The sequence below is a fragment of the Streptomyces sp. NPDC127092 genome (assembly GCF_042722475.1).
Taxonomy (GTDB): domain Bacteria; phylum Actinomycetota; class Actinomycetes; order Streptomycetales; family Streptomycetaceae; genus Streptomyces.
In genome coordinates, this window is sequence record NZ_JBHXFE010000027.1 from 38,304 (window position 1) to 56,829 (window position 18,526).

Below are 18,526 nucleotides of genomic sequence, written 5' to 3' on the forward strand. Positions count from 1 at the left end.
CGTGACTACGTACGGCCCTGCTCCCGTTTGGAACCCGCCCATGGACACGCTCACGACCTCCGCCGTCACCGAGCTCACGATCGGCGGCATGACCTGTGCCTCCTGCGCCGCCCGCGTCGAGAAGAAGCTCAACCGCATGGAGGGCGTGACCGCGACGGTCAACTACGCCACCGAGAAGGCGCGCGTCGAACACCCGGCCGAGCTGCCGGTCGCGGAGCTGATCGCCACCGTCGTGAAGACCGGCTACACCGCCGAGGAGCCCCCGCCGCCGGAGCCCGAACCGGCGCCGGAGCGGGAGCCGGAGGCCGCCGGAGCGGGCGAGGGCGGCGAGCCCGAGGCGGACCCGGAGCTCTCCTCGCTGCGGCAGCGGCTCACGGTCTCCGCCGTGCTCTCGCTCCCCGTCGTGCTCCTGTCGATGGTCCCGGCCCTCCAGTTCGACAACTGGCAGTGGCTCTCCCTCACCCTCGCCGCGCCCGTCGTGGTCTGGGGCGGGCTGCCCTTCCACCGCGCGACCTGGACCAATCTGCGGCACGGCGCCGCGACCATGGACACCCTCGTCTCGGTCGGTACCCTCGCGGCCTTCGGCTGGTCGCTGTGGGCGCTCTTCCTCGGTGACGCCGGCATGCCCGGCATGCGCCACGACTTCGACCTCACCGTCACCCGCGACCACGCCTCCTCCGCCCTCTACCTGGAGGTGGCGGCCGGAGTGATCACCTTCATCCTCCTCGGCCGCTATCTGGAGGCCCGCGCCAAGCGGAAGGCCGGCGCGGCCCTGCACGCCCTGCTGCGGCTCGGCGCCAAGGACGTGGCCGTGCTGCGGGACGGCACGGAGGTACGGGTGCCGGTGGCCGCGCTGCGGGTCGGCGACCGCTTCGTCGTACGGCCGGGCGAGAAGATCGCCACGGACGGCACCGTGACCGAGGGCGCCTCCGCCGTCGACGCCTCCATGCTCACCGGCGAGTCCGTGCCGGTCGACGTGGTCCCCGGCGACGCCGTCACCGGCGGCTGCGTCAACGCCTCGGGCCGGCTGGTCGTCGAGGCCACCCGGGTCGGCGCCGACACCCAGCTCGCCCGGATGGCCCGGCTCGTCGAGGACGCCCAGAACGGCAAGGCCGCCGTCCAGCGGCTCGCCGACCGGATCTCCGCCGTCTTCGTGCCGCTCGTGCTGGCCCTCGCCCTCGGCACCCTCGGCTTCTGGCTGGGCACGGGGCAGGGCGCGACCGCCGCCTTCACCGCGGCCGTCGCCGTCCTGATCATCGCCTGCCCCTGCGCGCTCGGCCTCGCCACGCCGACCGCGCTCTTGGTCGGCACCGGGCGCGGCGCGCAGCTCGGCATCCTGATCAAGGGCCCCGAGGTCCTGGAGTCCACCCGGCGCGTCGACACGGTCGTCCTCGACAAGACCGGCACCGTCACCACCGGCCGCATGGAACTGACCGGGGTGCACGTGTACGGAGGCGCGTACGGCACCGCCCGCACCGACGAGAACGAGCTGCTGCGCCTCGCGGGCGCCCTGGAGCACTCCTCCGAGCACCCGGTCGCCCGCGCCGTCGCCGCCGGCGCCGCCGCGCGGGTGGGCGAGCTGCCCGTACCGAAGTCCTTCGAGAACGTGCCCGGCCTCGGCGTGCGCGGCTCGGTCGACGGCCATCTGGTACTCGTCGGGCGCGCGGCCCTGCTCGCGGCCGAGGAGATCGAGGTGCCGGCGGAGGCCGGCCCCGGCGTCGTGCACGTCGCCTGGGACGGGCGGGCCCGCGGCACCCTGACCGTCGCCGACGCGGTCAAGGACACCAGCGCCGAGGCGGTGACCCGGCTGCGCGGCCTCGGCCTGCGGCCGGTGCTGCTGACCGGCGACGGCCGGGCGGTGGCCGAGCGGGTGGCGGCGGAGGTCGGCATCGACGAGGTGATCGCCGAGGTGCTGCCCCAGGACAAGGTGGACGTGGTGCGGCGGCTGCAGGCCGAGGGCCGCACGGTGGCGATGGTCGGCGACGGCGTGAACGACGCGGCGGCGCTGGCCACGGCCGACCTGGGGCTGGCCATGGGCACCGGCACGGACGCCGCGATCGAGGCGAGCGACCTCACCCTGGTCCGCGGCGACCTGCGGGTCGCGGCGGACGCCATCCGGCTCTCCCGCCGCACCCTGGCCACGATCAAGGGCAACCTGGGCTGGGCCTTCGGCTACAACGTGGCCGCGCTGCCACTGGCGGCGGCCGGCCTGCTCAACCCGATGATCGCCGGGCTGGCGATGGCCTTCTCGTCGGTCTTCGTCGTGACGAACAGCCTGCGGCTGCGCCGCTTCCGCTGAGCGGCGCCGGGCCCGCCCGCCGGGCCGGGACGAGGCCAAGAGCACGCCACGACCAGGTCATGACCACGTCACGATCACTCCATGATCACGCGAATTCACCTACACGTGACGCACAGGACCTTCACAAAGAGATCTAGATCACAGATATTGGGGGGTAACCATCTGGGCTGTTCGCGAGTCTAAGTGGGCGATGCCGAGAACGTCTTGGGGGACGTTCATGGAGAGGTCTTGGGGGACGTCTCCAGGCAAGCGCGGCCGGGGCACGTGCACCGGGGAGCTTTGAGCGGCCCTCCCGTACGTACCCCGGCAGACCGCGCGAGCAGACGCCCGGCCCGGATCCCGTGGGGGGAATCCGCACCGGGGATATGGGAAGCGCCCCGCTCGCCGACCCGTGGGGGGATCGGCGGTGGGGCGCTTTCGCCAGGCGTCAGACCGGCTGCGGTCAGCGGGCCTCGACCGGGACGAAGTCGCGAAGGACCTCGCCGGTGTAGATCTGGCGCGGGCGGCCGATGCGGGAACCCGGCTCCTTGATCATCTCGTGCCACTGGGCGATCCAGCCCGGGAGGCGGCCGAGGGCGAAGAGCACGGTGAACATCTCGGTCGGGAAGCCCATCGCGCGGTAGATGAGGCCCGTGTAGAAGTCCACGTTCGGGTAGAGGTTGCGCGAGACGAAGTAGTCGTCGGAGAGCGCGTGCTCCTCGAGCTTCAGCGCGATGTCGAGCAGCTCGTCGGACTTGCCGAGGGCCGACAGGACGTCGTGCGCCGCCGCCTTGATGATCTTGGCGCGCGGGTCGAAGGACTTGTACACCCGGTGGCCGAAGCCCATCAGGCGGACGCCGTCCTCCTTGTTCTTCACCTTGGTGATGAAGGAGTCGACGTCGCCGCCGTTGGCCTGGATGCCCTCGAGCATCTCCAGGACGGACTGGTTGGCGCCACCGTGCAGCGGGCCCCACAGGGCCGAGATGCCGGCGGAGATCGAGGCGAACATGTTCGCCTGCGAGGAGCCGACCAGGCGGACGGTGGACGTCGAACAGTTCTGCTCGTGGTCCGCGTGCAGGATCAGCAGCTTGTCGAGCGCGGAGACCACGACCGGGTCCAGCTCGTACTCCTGGGCCGGGACCGAGAAGGTCATGCGCAGGAAGTTCTCGACGTACCCGAGGTCGTTGCGCGGGTAGACGAAGGGGTGGCCGATCGACTTCTTGTACGCGTACGCCGCGATCGTCGGCAGCTTGGCGAGCAGCCGGATCGTGGAGAGGTGGCGCTGCTTCTCGTCGAACGGGTTGTGGCTGTCCTGGTAGAAGGTGGACAGCGCGGAGACCACGGAGGACAGCATCGCCATCGGGTGGGCGTCACGCGGGAAGCCGCGGAAGAAGTTCTTGACGTCCTCGTGGACCAGCGTGTGCTGGGTGATCTCGTTCTGGAAGGTGGAGAGCTCCTCCGCCTTCGGCAGCTCACCGTTGATCAGCAGGTACGCCACCTCCAGGAAGGTGGACTGCTCGGCCAGCTGCTCGATGGGGTAGCCGCGGTACCGCAGGATGCCCTGCTCACCATCGAGGTAGGTGATGGCGGATTTATAGGCGGCGGTGTTGCCGTATCCGCTGTCAAGGGTGACCAGCCCGGTCTGGGCTCGGAGCTTCCCGATGTCGAAGCCCTTGTCGCCGACGGTGCTCTCGACCACCGGGTAGGTGTATTCACCGTCCGCGTACCGCAGTACTACAGAGTTGTCGCTCACGTCATCCCTCACCGACGTAGTGCCTCTTCTTCGAGGTGCCCTGACTGTCTCTACCATCCCCCATTTGGCTCAGGAGAGTGCACTCGGGGTCGACCATTGGGCCAATTGGCGGCACTCAGTGCCGTCAACCTGCTCATCCTGCCCCCTTCGCCCCGGTTCCGGAAGTCCTCCGTGATCTTTCACACGACGGAGCCCCCTGTGAGCCGGTGCGCCAGTGCGGTAAAGCGGCGCCCGGCCGAGACCGTACGCACCGCCTGGGCGATCGCCTTGCGCGAGCCCACCAGGACGACGAGCTTCCGGGCCCGGGTGACGGCCGTGTAGAGCAGGTTCCGCTGGAGCATCATCCAGGCGCTCGTGGTGACCGGGATCACCACCGCCGGATACTCGCTGCCTTGGGATCGGTGGATGGTCACAGCGTAGGCATGGGCCAGCTCGTCCAGCTCGTCGAACCCGTACGGCACCTCCTCGTCCTCGTCGGTGCGCACGACGAGCCGCTGCTCGACCGGGTCGAGGGCGGTGACCACGCCCACCGTGCCGTTGAAGACGCCGTTGGCGCCCTTCTCGTAGTTGTTGCGGATCTGGGTGACCTTGTCGCCGACACGGAAGACCCGGCCGCCGAAGCGCTTCTCCGGGAGGTCGGGCCGGGCCGGGGTGATCACCTGCTGGAGCAGCCCGTTGAGCGCGCCGGCACCGGCGGGGCCCCGGTGCATGGGCGCGAGGACCTGGACGTCGCGCCGCGGGTCGAGCCCGAACCTGGCCGGAATCCGACGGGCCGCCACTTCCACGGCGACCCGGGCCGCGTCCTCGGTCTCCTCCTCGGCGAAGAGGAAGAAGTCCGGCAGGCCGTCCGTCACGGGCGGAAGCCCCTCGTTGATCCGGTGCGCGTTGGTCACGACCCCGGACTGCTGCGCCTGGCGGAAGATCCGGGTGAGCCGGACGGCCGGCACCGGGCTGCCCGGCGCGAGGAGGTCCGCGAGCACCTCGCCCGCGCCGACCGACGGCAGCTGGTCCACGTCTCCCACGAGCAGCAGGTGTGCACCCGGTGCCACGGCCTTGACCAGCTTGTTCGCGAGGAGCAGGTCCAGCATGGAGGCCTCGTCGACGACGACCAGATCGGCGTCGAGCGGCCGGTCCCGGTCGTACGCGGCGTCGCCGCCGGGCTTCAGCTCCAGGAGCCGGTGCACGGTCGAGGCCTCGGCGCCGGTCAGCTCCGCGAGCCGCTTGGCGGCCCGCCCGGTGGGCGCGGCGAGCACCACCTTGGCCCGCTTGGCGCGGGCCAGCTCCACGATCGAGCGGACCGTGAACGACTTGCCGCAGCCGGGTCCGCCGGTGAGCACCGCGACCTTGCGGGTCAGGGCGAGGCGGACGGCCTGCTCCTGCTCCGGCGCGAGCGAGGCCCCCGTCCGGTCGGCGAGCCAGGCCAGGGCCCTGTCCCAGGCGACGTCCCGGAAGGCCGGCAGCCGGTCCTCGTCGGCGGTGAGGAGCCGGCGGAGCTGGGCGGCGAGGGACAGCTCGGCCCGGTGGAACGGGACCAGGTAGATCCCGTTGACGGGCAGGCCCTCGGGCCCGGGCACCTTCTCCCGTACGACGCCCTCCGGGTCCTCGGCGAGCTCGCCCAGGCAGTCGATGACGAGCCCGGTGTCGACCTGGAGCAGCTTCACGGCGTCCGAGATGAGCCGCTCCTCGGGCAGGAAGCAGTGGCCCTGGTCGGTGGACTGCGACAGCGCGTACTGCAGCCCCGCCTTGACCCGGTCGGGGCTGTCGTGCGGGATGCCGACGGCCTGGGCGAGCCGGTCGGCGGTGAGGAAGCCGATGCCCCAGACGTCGGCGGCCAGCCGGTAGGGCTGGTTCTTCACCACGGAGATCGACGCGTCCCCGTACTTCTTGTAGATCCGCACGGCGATGGAGGTGGAGACGCCGACGCCCTGGAGGAAGACCATCACCTCCTTGATCGCCTTCTGCTCCTCCCAGGCCGCGGCGATGTTCCTGGTGCGCTTGGGGCCCAGGCCCGGGACCTCGATCAGGCGCGCGGGCGACTCCTCCAGGATCTGCAGGGTGTCCAGACCGAAGTGGGTCGTGATGCGGTCGGCGAAGACGGGCCCGATGCCCTTGATCAGACCGGAGCCCAGATAGCGGCGGATCCCCTGGATGGTGGCCGGCAGGACGGTCGTGTAGTTCTCCACGGTGAACTGCCGCCCGTACTGCGGGTGGGAGCCCCAGCGGCCCTCCATGCGCAGGGACTCCCCCGGCTGGGCGCCGAGCAGCGACCCGACGACCGTCAGGAGATCGCCGGAACCGCGGCCGGTGTCGACCCGGGCGACCGTGTACCCGTTCTCCTCGTTGGCGTAGGTGATCCGCTCCAGGACCCCTTCGACCACTGCGGGCCCGCGCGCTTCGCTGGACATGATCAGACGGTAGCGAAGCCCTCCGACAAGCGGGCGGCCTGTGGACGTCCGCCTGGGGAAGCCGCGCGCGGGCCGCCGTCCCGGCGTGCGGCGGGCACTCGCCAGCACCGGCTGCCCGGGCGCCGCGGCCGGCGTGCCCGGTCGGGCCGGTCCGGGGGCCGTCGGGCCAGGTCACCGCGCGCGTCACGGGCGACGGCGCCCTCGCCGCGAGCGCGGGCGGCCGTGTCAAGGCGGCGGCCCCTGCCACGGCTCCGGCCGGTTTCGTCCTTCAGCGGTGGCTCGCGCCGCCGCCACGATGAGCGTGCCGGAAGAACGGCAGTCACGACTCGTCCGCAGTCGTGTCCATCGACTTCTGAGGGGGAAGCAGCGGCATGAAGCTGATCAAGAGGCTGGCGATGACCGGTGCGGCCGCGGTACTGGCCGCGGGCCACCTGCTGGCCGGCACCGCGGCGGCGACGCCCGCGGCCGACGAGGCGGCCGGGACCGACACGGTCCAGCGAAAGGTCGCCGCGTATCTGGCGAGCCATCCCGGCGAGCGTCGGATCGCCGCGGACAAGGCGACCATGCCCGGCGGATCCGTCACCTTCGCCACCCCGGGCTCCGCCGGCACCGCCGCCATCAGCTGCGACTACGGCCATCTGTGCATCCAGGACGGCAACGGCAACCGCTACGACTACTACTACTGCGGCTACTACGACTTCTACGGCGTCGGCGACGGCTACTTCAACAACAACCAGACCTCGGGCACCGTCGCGAGGTTCTACAACAGCGACGGCAGCCTCCGGTGGACCAGCCGGGCCCCGCAGAGCGGCACGGCCTCGTGGACGCCGGTGTACCACATCCGTCCGTGCTGACCTGAGCCGCCGGGAGCCGTCGGCCGGGCCGACCGGGCGGACGGCTCCGCACGCGACGTCCGGCGCTCCGCCCCGCTCCCGGGACGGAGCGCCGTTCGTCGTCGCAGCGGCGTTCGGCGGGAGCGCGTGCGGTACCTGAGAGCGTCCCCCGCGCCCTGCCTCACACCTCCAGGAACGCCTTCAGCGTCTCCTCCAGGACCTCCACGCCGTCCCGGGCCCACAGCTCGTCGTTGAACAGCTCGACCTCCACCGGGCCCTCGTAGCCGGCCTCCGCGACCAGCGCGCACCAGGCCGGCAGGTCGATCGCGCCCGTGCCCAACTGGCCCCGGCCGTTGAGGACTCCGGCGGGGAGCGGCGTGGTCCAGTCGGCCAGCTGGAAGGAGTGGATGCGGCCGGCCGCGCCCGCGCGGGCGACGGCGGACGGGGCGCGGTCGTCCCACCAGAGGTGGTAGGTGTCCACGACCACGCCCACCTGGTCGGCCGGGAAGCGTTCCGCGATGTCCAGGGCCTGGTCCAGCGTGGAGACCGCGCAGCGGTCGGAGGCGTACATGGGGTGGAGGGGCTCGATGGCGAGCCGGACGCCGCGCTCGCCCGCGTAGGGGGCCAGTGCCCCGATCGCGTCCGCGATGCGGGCGCGGGCGGCGGCGAGGTCGCGGCCGCCGGGCGGGAGGCCGCCCGAGACGAGGACCAGGGTGTCGGTGCCGAGGGCCGCCGCCTCGTCGATCGCCGCGCGGTTGTCGGCCTCCCACCCGTCGGAGGTGAAGAAGCCGCCCCGGCACAGGGTGGTCACGGCGAGCCCGGCGTCCCGCACCAGCGCGGCCGCCGCCTCGACGCCGTACTCCCTCACGGGTTCGCGCCACAGGCCGATGCCCGGGATGCCCAGCCGCACGCACTGGGCGACCAGTTCGGGCAGGGGCAGCTGCCGGACGGTCATCTGGTTGATGCCGAAGCGTTCGATGTTCACCGGGGGACTCCGTACACGTCCAGCAGGGACCGCATCCTGGCCGCGGCGCGCGCCGGGTCGGGGAACAGGCCGAGGCCGTCGGCGAGTTCGTACGCCCGGGCCAGGTGCGGGAGCGAGCGGGCGGACTGGAGGCCGCCGACCATCGTGAAGTGCTCCTGGTGGCCGGCGAGCCAGGCGAGGAACACGACGCCCGTCTTGTAGAAGCGGGTCGGCGCCTGGAAGAGGTGGCGGGAGAGCGCCACCGTCGGGTCCAGGAGCTCGCGGAAGCCGGTCACGTCACCCGTGTCGAGCGTCCGTACCGCCTCCGCCGCCAGCGGGCCCAGCGGGTCGAAGATGCCGAGCAGCGCGTGGCTGAAGCCCTGCGCGTCCCCGGCGATCAGCTCCGGGTAGTGGAAGTCGTCGCCCGTGTAGCAGCGGACGCCCTGCGGCAGCCGCCGCCGGAGCTCGACCTCGCGCCGCGCGTCCAGGAGCGAGACCTTGATGCCGTCGACCTTGTCCGGATGGGCGGCGATGACCTCCAGGAACACCTCCGTGGCCGCGTCCAGGTCGTCCGATCCCCAGTAGCCCTCGAGCGCCGGGTCGAACATGGGGCCGAGCCAGTGCAGGATCACCGGCTCGGCCGCCTGCCGCAGGAGGTGGCCGTACACCTCCAGGTAGTCCTCGGGGCCCCTCGCGGTGGCGGCCAGGGCGCGCGAGGCCATCAGGACGGCCTGGGCGCCCGACTCCTCGACGACGGCGAGCTGTTCCTCGTACGCCTTGCGGATCTCGGCCAGGTCACCGGCCGCCGCACGATCGGCTCCCGCCGGCCGACCGGACCGCGTCGGGCGGTCGTACCCCGTCAGCTGGTCGGTCCCGACTCCGCAGGCGATCCGTCCGCCGACAGCCTTCGCCTCGGCGGCGGACCGGCGGATCAGCTCCGCCGCGCCGGCCCAGTCCAGGCCCATGCCGCGCTGCGCGGTGTCCATCGCCTCGGCGACGCCGAGACCGTGGGACCACAGGTGCCTGCGGAAGGCGAGCGTCGCGTCCCAGTCGACGGCGGCGGGAGAGCCGGGGCTGGTGTCGGCGTACGGGTCGGCGACGACATGGGCGGCCGAGAAGACCGTACGGGAGGTCAGCGGGCCGGTCCCGGACGGTGCGGGCGGTTCGGCGCGGGGCGCGTACGCCCGCAGCTCCCCGCCCGGCTGGGGCAGCAGGATCACGGACGGGCTCACAGCGAGACCTCCGGGACCTCGAGCCGGCGGCCCTCCGCCGCCGACCGCAGGCCGAGTTCGGCGAGCTGGACGCCGCGGGCGCCCGCGAGCAGGTCCCAGTGGTACGGCTCGCCGAGCACGACGTGGCGCAGGAACAGCTCCCACTGCGCCTTGAAGCCGTTGTCGAACTCGGCGTTGTCCGGCACCTCCTGCCACTGGTCGCGGAAGGACTCGCCGGCGCTCAGCGGGAGGTCCGGGTTCCACACCGGCTTCGGGGTGGCGGCGCGGTGCTGGATCCGGCAGCCGCGCAGTCCGGCGACGGCGGAGCCGTGGGTGCCGTCGACCTGGAACTCGACGAGTTCGTCGCGGTGGACGCGGACCGCCCAGGAGGAGTTGATCTGCGCGATCGCGCCGCCCTCCAGCTGGAAGATGCCGTACGCGGCGTCGTCGGCCGTCGCCTCGTACGGCTTGCCCGCCTCGTCCCAGCGGCGCGGGACGTGCGTGGCGACCTGGGCGGTGACGGAGGTGACCCGGCCGAAGAGCTCGTGCAGCACGTACTCCCAGTGCGGGAACATGTCGACGACGATGCCGCCGCCGTCCTCGGCGCGGTAGTTCCAGCTGGGGCGCTGGGCGTCCTGCCAGTCGCCCTCGAAGACCCAGTAGCCGAACTCGCCGCGGACGGACAGGATCTCGCCGAAGAAGCCGCCGTCGACCAGCCTCTTGAGCTTGCGCAGGCCGGGCAGGAAGAGCTTGTCCTGGACGACGCCGTGGCGGATGCCCTTCTCCTCGGCGAGGCGGGCGAGTTCGAGCGCGCCGGCGAGGTCTCCGGCGGTGGGCTTCTCGGTGTAGACGTGCTTGCCCGCCGCGATGGCCCTGGTGATCGCGTCGGCGCGGGCGGAGGTGACCTGGGCGTCGAAGTAGACGTCGACCGTCTCGTCGGCGAGGACGGCGTCCAGGTCGGTGGACCACTCGGTGAGGCCGTGGCGCTCGGCCAGGGCGCGGAGCGCGGGCTCGCGGCGGCCGACGAGGACCGGCTCGGGCCACAGGGTCTCGCCGTCGCCGAGGTCGAGTCCGCCCTGTTCGCGCAGGGCGAGGATCGAGCGGACGAGGTGCTGGCGGTAGCCCATGCGTCCCGTGACGCCGTTCATGGCGATGCGGACGGTTCTGCGTGTCACGAAGGTGGTCCTCTCCTGGGCGGGCCGTGCTTCGCGCTGACCGAAAGTCCGATGGAAAGCGCTTTCTATCGGGCATGACGCTAGCCTGCCGACATCACCGCCGACAAGGCCTCTGGAGGTACGCACGCGATGACCGTCACCCTGGCGGACGTGGCCGCCCGCGCCCGGGTCTCCCCCGCGACCGTCTCCCGCGTGCTCAACGGCAACTATCCGGTCGCCGCCGCCACCCGCGAGCGGGTCATGCGCGCGGTCGACGAGCTGGACTACGTGCCCAACGGCCCCGCGAGCTCGCTCGCCGCCGCCACGTCCGACCTGGTCGGCATCCTCGTCAACGACATCGCCGACCCCTTCTTCGGGATCATGGCCGGGGCGGCGCAGGGCGCCATCGGCGCCCAGAGCGGCGGGCCCGGCGCGCCCGGCGGCGACCGGTCGGCGGAGGCCGGGCCGGCCGCGAGCGAGAAGGCGGGCGGCGAGAAGCTGGCCGTGGTCTGCAACACCGGCGGCTCGCCCGCGCGCGAACTCACCTACCTCACCCTGCTCCAGCGGCAGCGGGCCGCCGCCGTGATCCTCACCGGCGGCTCCCTGGAGGACCCGGAACACCTCGCGGCGGTGACGGCCAAGCTGGCCCGGCTCGCGGAGGCCGGCACCCGGGTGGTGCTGTGCGGGCGGCCGCCCCTCGAACGGCCCGCGCCCGGTGGACCGGCCGGCGGGCCGCCGGTCGCCGCGACGCTCGCCTTCGACAACCGGACCGGCGCGCGGCGGCTCACCGAGCACCTCCTCGCGCTCGGCCACCGGCGGATCGGTTACGTGGCGGGCCCCGAGAACCGCACCACCACCCGGCACCGCCTGGAGGGCCACCGCGCGGCGCTCGCGGCGGCGGGAGTCGCCGAGGGGCCGACGGTGCACGGCCGTTACGACCGCGCGTCCGGCCATGAGGCGACCGCCGAACTCCTCGACCGGGAGCCCGGCCTGACGGCGGTCGTGGCCGCCAACGACACGGTCGCGCTCGGCGTCTGCGCGGCGCTGCGCGACCGCGGCCTGAGCATCCCCGGCGACGTCTCGGTGGCGGGCTTCGACGACCTGCCCTTCGCGATCGACGCGGTGCCCGCCCTGACGACCGTACGCCTCCCCCTGCACGAGGCGGGCGCCCGCGCGGGCCGCCTCGCGCTCGGCACGGAGGCGCCTCCGGCGGACGGCGTGGCGACGATCGCGGCGGAGCTGGTGGTACGGGGGTCGACGGCGGCGCCGCGCGCCTGACGCGGGCTCAGGACCCGGTCCTGACCCGCCTCGCGCCTAGGGGGTGTCTCGTCGATCAGGCCGGATCAGGGAGCGGCGTCTGGTGCATGGGGTCTCCCCAGGCCCGCCAGGGCCGAGGGGACGCGTCGCAAGGCGCCGGAGTGGCTCGATAGCGGAGCTATCGGGGCGCTTCGGCAACGCGGCGAGGCGCGGTGCCAGACGTCGCGAGCCCGGCATGATCGGCGAGACACCCCCTAGGCCGTCTGGCCGCGCCCGCGCCATCGGAGTGATCAGCCGGATGACCCGCGCAAGTCGCCGACCGGTTGCCGTGCCCGAAGGCTTCCGCTCAGAAGCCCCACCCCTGAACCGAGAGGTGATCATGAGCGGAAGACTCCTGCTGCCCGGCCGGTCCACGCGAAAGCGCGCCGCGGCCATCGGTGCGGCGGCACTGCTGTGGAGCGGTCTGGCCCCGGCGGCGTGGCAGACCGCGCAGGCCGAGGACGGGCGGACCGACGGCGTACGGGCGGCCGCCGACGCCCGGGCGGCCGAACCCGGGATCGGTCTCGGGTGGGGCAGCAACGGCGCGGGCCAGCTCGGCGACGGCACCACGACCCTGCGCAGCACCACTCCGGTCCGGATCTGCGGCGGCGCCCCGTGCCCCACGCCCTTCGACGACGTGATCGCCGTCGACGCCGGCATCGCCCACAGCGTGGCGCTGCGCGCCGACGGCACCGTCTGGGCCTGGGGCAGCAACAGCCGGGGACAGCTGGGCAACGGCACCACCACCAACAGCACCACCCCCGTGCAGGTGTGCGCCGTCGGAGCGACCGCCCCCTGCACCGACTTCCTCACGGGCATCACCGCCGTCGCCGCAGGCGCCACCCACGTGGTGGCCCTCCGGGGGAACGGCACCGTCGTGGCCTGGGGCGCCAACGGTTCGGGCCAGCTCGGCAACGGCACGAACGCCGACAGCAGCGTGCCGGTCCAGGTCAGCGGGCTCACCAACGTGTCCGCCATCGCCGCCGGCGACCTCCACAGCCTGGCGGCACTGACCAACGGCTTCGTCCGCGCCTGGGGGAACAACAGCACCGGTCAGCTGGGCAACGGCACCGCCACCAACAGCAACGTCCCCGTGGAGGTGTGCGCCGTCGGAGCGACCGCCCCCTGCACCGACTTCCTCGCGGGCGTCACCGCCGTCGCCGGAGGCGGAGCGCACAGCCTGGCCCTGCGCACCGACGGCACCGTGCGGAGCTGGGGAGGCAACGGCGCCGGCCAGCTCGGCAACGGCACGAACGCCAACAGCAGCGTGCCGGTCCAGGTCAGCGGGCTCACCGGGGTGAAGTCGGTCGCCGCCGGTGTCATCCACAGCCTGGCGGTGCCGGCCGACGGCATCGCCCGCACCTGGGGCGACAACAGCTCTGGCCAGCTCGGCAACGGCACCACGACCAGCAGCAAGGTCCCCGTCAGGGTCTGTGCGCCCGGAACGACCGCGCCGTGCGCCAGCTTCCTGACCGGGGTCAAAGACGTCTCCGGCGGCCTCCTCCACAGCGTGTCCCTCCACACGGACGGCACCGTCCGCGCCTGGGGCAGCAACGGCTCGGGCCAGCTGGGCAACGGCACCACCACCGGCAGCACCGTCCCCGTCCGGGTCTGCGCCCTCGGCCAGACCGCTCCCTGCACCCGCTTCCTGGACGGCGTGGGCGCCATCGGCACGGGCGACAACCACACGCTGGCCGTCAAGCGGCCGAGCGCCGACCTCGCCATCGCCATCAAGAGCGCGCCCAACCCCGTCGCGCACGACCAGAACCTGACCTACACGCTCACCGTCAAGAACAACGGTCCGACGGCCGCCGAGGACGTCCGCCTCGACGACACCCTGCCCGCCGACGGGGAGTTCGTCAGTGCCATCTCCACCCACGGCAGCTGCGTCGTCCCGCCGTCCGGCTCCACCGACACCGTGACGTGCGCACTGGGTGACCTCGCCGCGAACACGTCGAAGGCCGCCCAGATCGTCATCACGGTCCGGGCCAACGCCGGGACCACGGTGGTCAACACCGCGAAGGTGAGCAGCGACACGCCCGACCCGAACCAGATCAACAACACGGCGACCGTGCGGACCCGGGTGAGCTGAGCCCGCACGCACCACCGCACGGAATCAGAGACCCGTGGCCGCGAGCCCCGTCGCGCTCAGCACCGCGGCCACGGTCTCCTCGACCGTCTGCTCCGCGTTGTCGATCCAGACGCCCTCGCCGGCGAGTTCGGCGCGCATGGCCTCGTCCAGCGGAGCCCAGTTGGTGGTCAGCCGCTTGTCCCGGGCGTTGTTGCGCTCCCAGGCCTTCTCCGGGCCCGGGGCGAGGACGATCACGTGGAGCGGGCCGGTCCTCAGCTGGGAGCGGTAGTAGTCGAGGTGGGAGCGGCGGACCACCACGTCGTCGACGACCGGCAGGAAGCCGGCCCTGTGGAAGCTGTCGGCCAGCAGGCAGGCGTTGCGGGCGCGCAGCAGGATCTGCCGGTCGGCCTCCGGGTCGCCGTCGGGCGTGGGCCAGTGGCCGCCCTGGACGATCAGCTCCTGGAGCTTGTCCACCTCGATGCGCGCGGACCGCTCGAACCGGGCCGCGAGTGCCGCCGCGACGGTGCTCTTGCCGCTGCCGGGAATGCCGACCAGGAGGACGGTGCCGGGGGCGGGTACGGGGCTGTCGACGGTGACGTTCTCGAAGGTCATGCACGCTCTTCCACGGCGACACGGACGGGGTCGGGGCGCACGCTACTGGGTTCCCCGTCGTTCCGCCTCCGGATATTCAGCGAGGTCAGTGCCACTCCTCCGACCAGCAGCGCGGCCGCGCACCAGCGCAGCGGGCTCACCGACTCGCCGAGGAAGAGCGCGGCCGAGGTCATGCCGAAGACCGGGACGAGCAGCGAGAACGGGGCCACCGAGGAGGCCGGGTGACGGCGCAGCAGCCAGCCCCAGGCGCCGAAGCCGAAGACGGTGGCGACCCAGGCGACGAAGACGATGACGCCGACGCCCGCCGGGTCGAGGGCCCGCAGCGCGGCCAGGTCGCGTGCGGGGCCTTCCACGAGCAGGGAGAGGCCGAGCAGCGGCAGGACGGGCACGGTGCTGACCCACACCATGAAGTTGAGCGGGTCGGGCGGGGCGGCCTTGCGGGTGAGGACGTTGGACACGCCCCAGGCGACGGCGGCGGCGATCACCAGGGCGAAGCCGGTCAGGGAGCTGGAGGCGCCCTCGTCGGCGGCGGCGACCCCGATGCCGGCGAGGGCCACGGCCATGCCGAGCAGCTTGACGCGCCCGGGCCGCTCGCCGAGCGCGAGGAAGGCGAACAGCGCCGTGAACACGGCCTGGACCTGGAGGACCAGCGAGGACAGACCGGCCGGCGCGCCCAGGCTCATGCCGGTGAAGAGGAGTCCGAACTTGGCCACGCCGAGGGCGAGTCCGACGCCCGCGATCCACTTCCAGGCGACCTTCGGGCGGCCGACGAAGAAGACGGCGGGCAGCGCGGCGACCAGGAAGCGGAGGGCGGAGAAGAGCAGTGGCGGGAAGTGGTCGAGGCCGATCTCGATGACGACGAAGTTGACGCCCCAGAGGGCGGTGACCAGGGCGGCGAGGGCGAGGTGAGCGGGGCGCATGCCCTTGAGCATCACCCGGCCGGACTGTGTAGCACCAGCACGGATTCCTTCATGGTTGGATGAAGCACTGCTACATCCACGTCGGATGAGGCACTGCTACATCCACGTCGGATGAAGCACGGCGACATCCAACCCCTCGCGGGAGGCTTCGGTGCTGGATCTCGGACGTCTGCGGGCGCTGCACGCGGTCGCCGTGCACGGCACGGTCGGCGCGGCGGCCGCCGCCCTCGGCTACACCCCCTCCGCCGTCTCCCAGCAGATCGCCAAGCTGGAGCGGGAGACCCGGACGACCCTGCTGGAGCGCAGCGGCCGGGGCGTCCGCCTCACCGACGACGCCCGCCAGCTCGCCGACACCGCCGAGCGGCTGCTCGCGATGGTCGAGGAGGCCGAGGTGCGCCTGGAGGAGCGGCGCGGACTGCCGGCCGGCCGGCTGCGGATCGGCTGCTTCCCGAGCGCCGCGCGCGGTCTGATGCCCCGGGTGCTCGCCGACCTGGCCCGCCGTCACCCCGCGCTGGACGCGCGCCTGACGGAGGTGGACCCGCACCTGTCGGTGGACCTGGTGAGCCGTGGCGTGCTCGACCTGGCCGTGGCGCACGACTGGGACATCGCCGCGCTGCCCGTACCGCCGGGCGTGGAGCAGGCGGTGGTCGGCGACGACGGCTGCGACGTCCTGGTGCCGCGGGACCATCCGCTGGCGGCGCGGGACGCGGTGCGGCGCGAGGACCTGAGCCGGGAGCGGTGGATCACGCAGCCGCCGGGGACGGTGTGCCACGACTGGCTGATCCGGACGCTCCGGGCGACCGGTTACGAGCCCCTGATCGCCCATCAGGCCGAGGAGAACCACACCCAGGTGGCGCTGGTCGCGGCCGGCCTCGGCATCGCGCTCGTACCGCGGCTGGGGCGCGGTCCGCTGCCGCCGGAGGTGGCGGCGCTGCGGCTCGACCCGGTCCCGGTGCGGCGGCTGTGGGCGCTGTGGCGGGCCGGTGCCGCGCGACGGCCGGCGATCACGGAGACGGTGCGCACGCTCCAGGAGCTGTGGCCGGAGGCGGCAGCGGCCAGGTGACGGGGACGCGTTTTCTTGCGCGGATCCTTGACCTGGCAGTTACTTTCCGGCTATCCGTGGCACCTTGGAAGTTTCCTTCACGGAAGGAGCACCAGTGCACCACCGCGCCCCGTCCCCCTCCAGACGCACCGTCCTCACGGTCACGGCGGCGGCCGCCGCGGCCGCCGTCACCGGAACGACCACGCCCGTGTACGCGGCCGACGACAGCCAGGACGACAAGCTGCGCGCCCTCCTCTCCCGCATGTCACTGGAGGAGAAGGTCGGCCAGCTGTTCGTCATGCGGGTCTACGGCCACTCCGCCACGGCCCCCGACCAGGCCGACGTCGACGCCAACCTCAAGGAGATCGGCGTCCGCACCGCCGCCGAGCTGATCGAGCGTTACCACGTCGGCGGCATCATCTACTTCGCCTGGGCACACAACACCCGCGATCCGCACCAGATCGCGGACCTGTCCAACGGCATCCAGCGGGCCGGGCTCGCCCAGGCCACCCCCGTCCCGCTGCTGATCTCCACCGACCAGGAGCACGGCATCGTCTGCCGGGTCGGCGAGCCCGCCACACTGCTGCCCGGCGCGATGGCGCTCGGCGCCGGCGGGGCACACGCGGACGCGCGCAAGGCGGCGCAGATCGCGGGCGCGGAGCTGGCCGCCGTCGGCATCCGGCAGAACTACGCGCCGGTCGCCGACGTCAACGTCAACCCGGCCAACCCGGTCATCGGCGTCCGTTCCTTCGGCTCCGACCCGCAGGCCGTGGCCGGTCTGGTCGCCGCCCAGGTCAAGGGCTACCAGCGGGCCGGGGTCGCGGCCACCTCCAAGCACTTCCCCGGGCACGGCGACACGGCCGTGGACAGCCACTACGGCCTGCCGGTCATCACCCACACCCGCGAGCAGTGGGCCGAGCTCGACGCGCCGCCGTTCCGCTCGGCGATCGCCGCGGGCATCGACTCGATCATGACCGCGCACATCGTCGTACCCGCGCTCGACCCGAGCGGGGACCCGGCGACCCTGTCCCGGCCGATCCTCACCGGCATCCTGCGCGAACAGCTCGGCTACGACGGTGTCGTCGTCACCGACTCGCTCGGCATGGAGGGCGTCCGGACGAAGTACGGCGACGGGCGCGTCCCGGTCCTCGCGCTCAAGGCGGGCGTGGACCAGCTGCTCAACCCGCCGAACCTCGCCGTGGCCTGGAACGCGGTCCTGCAGGCCGTCAGGGACGGCGAGCTGACCGAGGCCCGGCTCGACGAATCGATCCTGCGGATCCTGCGGCTCAAGGCGAAGCTGGGCCTGTTCAAGGACCCGTACGTCAGCGAGGCCGACGTGGACCGCACGGTGGGGACCGCGGCCCATCTCGCCCACGCCGACCGGATCGCCGAGCGGACCACCACGCTGCTCGTCAACGAGGGCGGCTTCCTGCCGGTCAGCCGGCGCAGTCACCCCAAGGTGCTCGTCGTCGGCGCCGATCCGGCCTCGCCGTCCGGCACCACCGGCCCGCCGACCACCACCCTGGCCGGCGCCCTCACCGAACTCGGCTTCTCCGCCACGGCGTTGTCGACCGGCATCACGCCGACCGCCGCGAAGATCGACGAGGCGGTGGCCGCCGCGGCGGGACAGGACCTGGTGGTCGTCGGCACGTACAACGTCTCGGCCACGAGCCCGCAGCGCACCCTCGTCGCCCGGCTCGTCGCGACCGGCGTGCCCGTCGTGACGATCGCCATCCGCAACCCGTACGACGTCGCCAGGATCAGCGGCCAGCGGGCCACGCTCGCGAGCTACTCGTGGACGGACGTCGAACTGCGCGCCGCCGTCAGGGTGCTCGCGGGCCGGGCCGAGCCGTGCGGCAGGCTGCCCGTACCGATACAGAGCGCGGACGACCCGGCGAAGGTGCTCTACCCGGTGGGCCACGGCCTGTCGTACCGCTGAGACGCACCCGCAGACGGGCCGGCCCCCGTCCGTGACCGCACGGACGGG

The 18,526-nt window shown here is 72.9% G+C and carries 13 protein-coding genes; 6 read left to right on the forward strand and 7 right to left on the reverse strand.

The window, feature by feature from the left end; genetic code table 11:
- Nucleotides 1-40: 40 nt before the first annotated feature.
- Nucleotides 41-2,299 carry a heavy metal translocating P-type ATPase gene (locus tag ACFWJO_RS22405; RefSeq protein WP_386867658.1) on the forward strand — a complete coding sequence of 753 codons (2,259 nt, stop codon included), beginning with the start codon at nt 41-43 and terminating at the stop codon, nt 2,297-2,299.
- Nucleotides 2,300-2,741: 442 nt separating this feature from the next.
- On the opposite strand, the gene ACFWJO_RS22410 is transcribed toward ACFWJO_RS22405, so the two are convergent.
- Complete coding sequence (locus tag ACFWJO_RS22410) at nt 2,742-4,031, reverse strand: citrate synthase (RefSeq protein WP_384415311.1); 1,290 nt, start codon at nt 4,029-4,031, stop codon at nt 2,742-2,744.
- Nucleotides 4,032-4,210: 179 nt separating this feature from the next.
- Nucleotides 4,211-6,436 carry an ATP-dependent RecD-like DNA helicase gene (locus ACFWJO_RS22415; RefSeq protein ID WP_386867661.1) on the reverse strand — a complete coding sequence of 742 codons (2,226 nt, stop codon included), beginning with the start codon at nt 6,434-6,436 and terminating at the stop codon, nt 4,211-4,213.
- A gap of 371 nt (nt 6,437-6,807) precedes the next feature.
- Here ACFWJO_RS22415 and ACFWJO_RS22420 point away from each other — a divergent pair, with 371 nt between their 5' ends.
- Nucleotides 6,808-7,290, forward strand: coding sequence for a hypothetical protein (locus tag ACFWJO_RS22420; protein WP_386867663.1), 483 nt, complete (start codon nt 6,808-6,810; stop codon nt 7,288-7,290).
- 160 nt (nt 7,291-7,450) lie between these two features.
- Here ACFWJO_RS22420 and ACFWJO_RS22425 read toward each other — a convergent pair whose 3' ends face one another.
- Genes ACFWJO_RS22425 through ACFWJO_RS22435 form a run of 3 tightly spaced genes read right to left on the reverse strand, consistent with a single transcriptional unit; the run spans nt 7,451 to nt 10,619 of the window.
- Complete coding sequence (locus tag ACFWJO_RS22425; RefSeq protein WP_386867756.1) at nt 7,451-8,224, reverse strand: sugar phosphate isomerase/epimerase family protein; 774 nt, start codon at nt 8,222-8,224, stop codon at nt 7,451-7,453.
- A 26-nt stretch (nt 8,225-8,250) separates the two neighbouring features.
- On the reverse strand, nt 8,251-9,465 hold the full coding sequence (locus tag ACFWJO_RS22430; RefSeq protein WP_386867665.1) for a dihydrodipicolinate synthase family protein: 1,215 nt from the start codon (nt 9,463-9,465) through the stop codon (nt 8,251-8,253).
- The gene (locus ACFWJO_RS22435) at nt 9,462-10,619 is read right to left on the reverse strand and encodes a Gfo/Idh/MocA family protein (protein ID WP_386867667.1); all 1,158 of its coding nucleotides are present in this window, start codon (nt 10,617-10,619) and stop codon (nt 9,462-9,464) included. Before ACFWJO_RS22435 ends, ACFWJO_RS22430 begins: the two co-directional genes overlap by 4 nt.
- A 129-nt stretch (nt 10,620-10,748) precedes the next feature.
- Here ACFWJO_RS22435 and ACFWJO_RS22440 point away from each other — a divergent pair, with 129 nt between their 5' ends.
- Nucleotides 10,749-11,876 (forward strand): LacI family DNA-binding transcriptional regulator, encoded by a 1,128-nt coding sequence (locus ACFWJO_RS22440; RefSeq protein WP_386867669.1) that lies wholly within the window; start codon nt 10,749-10,751, stop codon nt 11,874-11,876.
- A 358-nt stretch (nt 11,877-12,234) separates the two neighbouring features.
- Nucleotides 12,235-13,986: a hypothetical protein gene (locus ACFWJO_RS22445; RefSeq protein ID WP_386867671.1), complete on the forward strand. Its 1,752-nt coding sequence runs from the start codon at nt 12,235-12,237 to the stop codon at nt 13,984-13,986.
- 24 nt (nt 13,987-14,010) lie between these two features.
- On the opposite strand, the gene ACFWJO_RS22450 is transcribed toward ACFWJO_RS22445, so the two are convergent.
- Both ACFWJO_RS22450 and ACFWJO_RS22455 read right to left on the reverse strand, forming a co-directional pair.
- On the reverse strand, nt 14,011-14,577 hold the full coding sequence (locus ACFWJO_RS22450) for an AAA family ATPase (protein WP_386867673.1): 567 nt from the start codon (nt 14,575-14,577) through the stop codon (nt 14,011-14,013).
- The gene (locus ACFWJO_RS22455; protein ID WP_386867675.1) at nt 14,574-15,497 is read right to left on the reverse strand and encodes an EamA family transporter; all 924 of its coding nucleotides are present in this window, start codon (nt 15,495-15,497) and stop codon (nt 14,574-14,576) included. Before ACFWJO_RS22455 ends, ACFWJO_RS22450 begins: the two co-directional genes overlap by 4 nt.
- Before the next feature lie 151 nt (nt 15,498-15,648).
- Between ACFWJO_RS22455 and ACFWJO_RS22460 the strand changes: the two genes are divergently transcribed.
- Nucleotides 15,649-16,560 (forward strand): LysR family transcriptional regulator, encoded by a 912-nt coding sequence (locus ACFWJO_RS22460; RefSeq protein ID WP_384415287.1) that lies wholly within the window; start codon nt 15,649-15,651, stop codon nt 16,558-16,560.
- 187 nt (nt 16,561-16,747) lie between these two features.
- Nucleotides 16,748-18,478, forward strand: a complete 1,731-nt coding sequence (locus ACFWJO_RS22465) for a glycoside hydrolase family 3 protein (protein ID WP_386867758.1) — start codon at nt 16,748-16,750, stop codon at nt 18,476-18,478.
- Nucleotides 18,479-18,526: the final 48 nt, after the last annotated feature.